Here is a 1,969-nt window from a genome sequence, read left to right as displayed (position 1 = left end):
GAGCGCGCGACGCCTGCGCCTGAGCACGCCCGTCGCGAGCGCGGGCACCACCACCCCGCCCACCACGCGAGCGGTGTCCAAAATTCCCGCCCGCGTGGTCATCCGCTTTCCGGCCGCGCCCCGTACCGGTGGGCGCGGGCTCGTGCCGCCATGGTCCGGACGGCCCCGGCGCGGTCGGTCACCGGGAGCGCTGACTCGGTACGGAGCGGCCCTCCTCGGGCGCGAGGCCGAGTGCCTCGAGCAGGTCGGCACAGTCCCGCGCGTCGGTGGCAGCGGAGGCGACCGCGCGCACCGCCCGACGCCGCTGCTCCGGGTCGGGTTCCTCGGTGTAAGGCAGCACCGGCCTCGGGTTGTGGCTCGGAGCGGTCGAGGTATGAGCGTTCACGGCTACTCCCCGGTCGAGTGTCACGGTCAGGCGGGCACACGGGGTTGATGAGCCCGTGTGGCCTGCGATTACCCACACGAGGGCCGGGTTACACGCCCGGTTTCCGGGGGGAGATGACTGGGTACGAGCGGTGAAGTGCCCTCGCGTCACCCGGAAAGGAGGCTGAGGTGACCACTGACGCCTATCTCGCGTTCATCGGCCTGGGCCTGATCATGATCGTGGCGGACGGTCAACTCCTCTACCACAGCGGAAAACGGTATCTGTCCGACGTGGACAACGAAACCGACTCGGTCGGTTCGATGGCGAAACTCGTCACCGTGTTGTTCCACCTCGTCATGTTCGGCTTCCTCGCGTTGCTGTCGGTGTTGAACTTCGACTTCGGCGGTGGCCACGCGCTGCGGGCGGTGGTGGGCAACCTCGGTGTGTTGCTCCTTCTGCTGGCGCTGGTGCACGCGGTCACCATGGCCGTGATCTCCCAGATGCACGACGCCCGCGCGGCCGACGATCGCTATACGCGGTCCGAACCCCGGGCGGCCAGCACGAACGTGCAGCTTCAGCGCGGCCCCGTGGTCGCCCCGGTGCCCGGTCAGGCCGGACGCGACCCGAGGATGAGTCCCTCGATCGAGGATCACTCGGCCTGACCAGGCGCAGGCCGAGCGTCCTTTCGTTTCACTCCGGCACGTCGGCCGACGGCTCACCCCGCGGCCGACGTGCGACCGTGAGCAGCGTCGCCAGCAGGAAGACGTGCAGCACCAGCACGACCCGTTGCACACCACCAACCGGCAGCACCTCGGCGAGCGAGGAGTACACGAGCGTCGGCGGAAGGAAGTTGTCCAGACAGTAGCTCGCCCCGAACAGGGCCAGCGCGGCCAGGTCGGCGACGAGCAACCGCGTGAGGCGCGCGCGGACCCCGGCCGACGCGGAGTCCTGGCAGTGTTCGAGCACGCACAGGGCGATCCCCGGCAGCGACAGGAAGGCCAGCAGGCTCGCGTACTGATGGATCAGTCCGCTGACCGGGTCGATGTCGTCGGTGTAGGTCGCCGGGAACAGCGCGGCGGCCACCAGTCCCGCCGTGGTCACCGCGACCAGCGCGGTGGCCGTGCCGCTGACGCGCACCCCCGAGCCCACCAGCACGCGGTGCACCGCGACCACGCCGATCGCGAACGAGATCAGACTCGCCTCCAGCATGCCCGCGCCCTCGGCGGTGAACGCGTACCGGCTCACCGGGTCGCGCACCGGGTCGAACGAGCTGACGGCGTGCAACACGAGCAGGGTGAACACCGCCCACCCGAGCGCGGCCCACGCGGCCACGGTCCACGCGCGCAACCGCGTGGCGGCCCCCGCCGTCGCGGTTCTGGTCCCCAGCTGCCCCATGACCGCGAGTCTGCCGCCGCACACCCTCCGCACACATCAGGGAACCACCCTGAGTTTCACCGGTCGGCCCCGAAGTCGATCAGGGCGAACACCTGGTCGTCGTGCCGCTTGGCCCTCGGCCAGCGCGACCGCGTGGGGTCGCCGTTCTCGGCGGTCCGGACCGCGTCGAGCACCGCGGCGGCGCCGTGCCGCCGGGCGAGCGTCAGCGCC

General features: G+C 71.0%; 3 protein-coding genes. 1 reads left to right on the top strand and 2 read right to left on the bottom strand.

Annotated elements, in window-relative coordinates:
• Positions 1-178 precede the first annotated feature (178 nt).
• Entirely contained in the window at positions 179-385 is a 207-nt protein-coding gene (locus SACSA_RS24710; RefSeq protein ID WP_028661892.1) for a hypothetical protein, read from the bottom strand.
• Positions 386-552: 167 nt separating this feature from the next.
• Here SACSA_RS24710 and SACSA_RS0114630 point away from each other — a divergent pair, with 167 nt between their 5' ends.
• The gene (locus SACSA_RS0114630; protein WP_019816643.1) at positions 553-1,026 is read left to right on the top strand and encodes a hypothetical protein; all 474 of its coding nucleotides are present in this window, start codon (positions 553-555) and stop codon (positions 1,024-1,026) included.
• A gap of 28 nt (positions 1,027-1,054) precedes the next feature.
• Here SACSA_RS0114630 and SACSA_RS23095 read toward each other — a convergent pair whose 3' ends face one another.
• Entirely contained in the window at positions 1,055-1,759 is a 705-nt protein-coding gene (locus SACSA_RS23095; RefSeq protein ID WP_019816642.1) for a DUF998 domain-containing protein, read from the bottom strand.
• Positions 1,760-1,969 lie beyond the last annotated feature (210 nt).

This window comes from Saccharomonospora saliphila YIM 90502 (assembly GCF_000383795.1).
Taxonomy (GTDB): domain Bacteria; phylum Actinomycetota; class Actinomycetes; order Mycobacteriales; family Pseudonocardiaceae; genus Saccharomonospora; species Saccharomonospora saliphila.
Note: the sequence above shows the minus strand (reverse complement) of the source record. Positions and strands in the feature narration are given on the sequence as shown.

Bases quoted from the DNA above. Each gene is read 5' to 3' on its own strand.
- SACSA_RS23095 (WP_019816642.1), bottom strand. From the start codon at position 1,759: ATGGGGCAGCTGGGGACCAGAACCGCGACGGCGGGGGCCGCCACGCGG.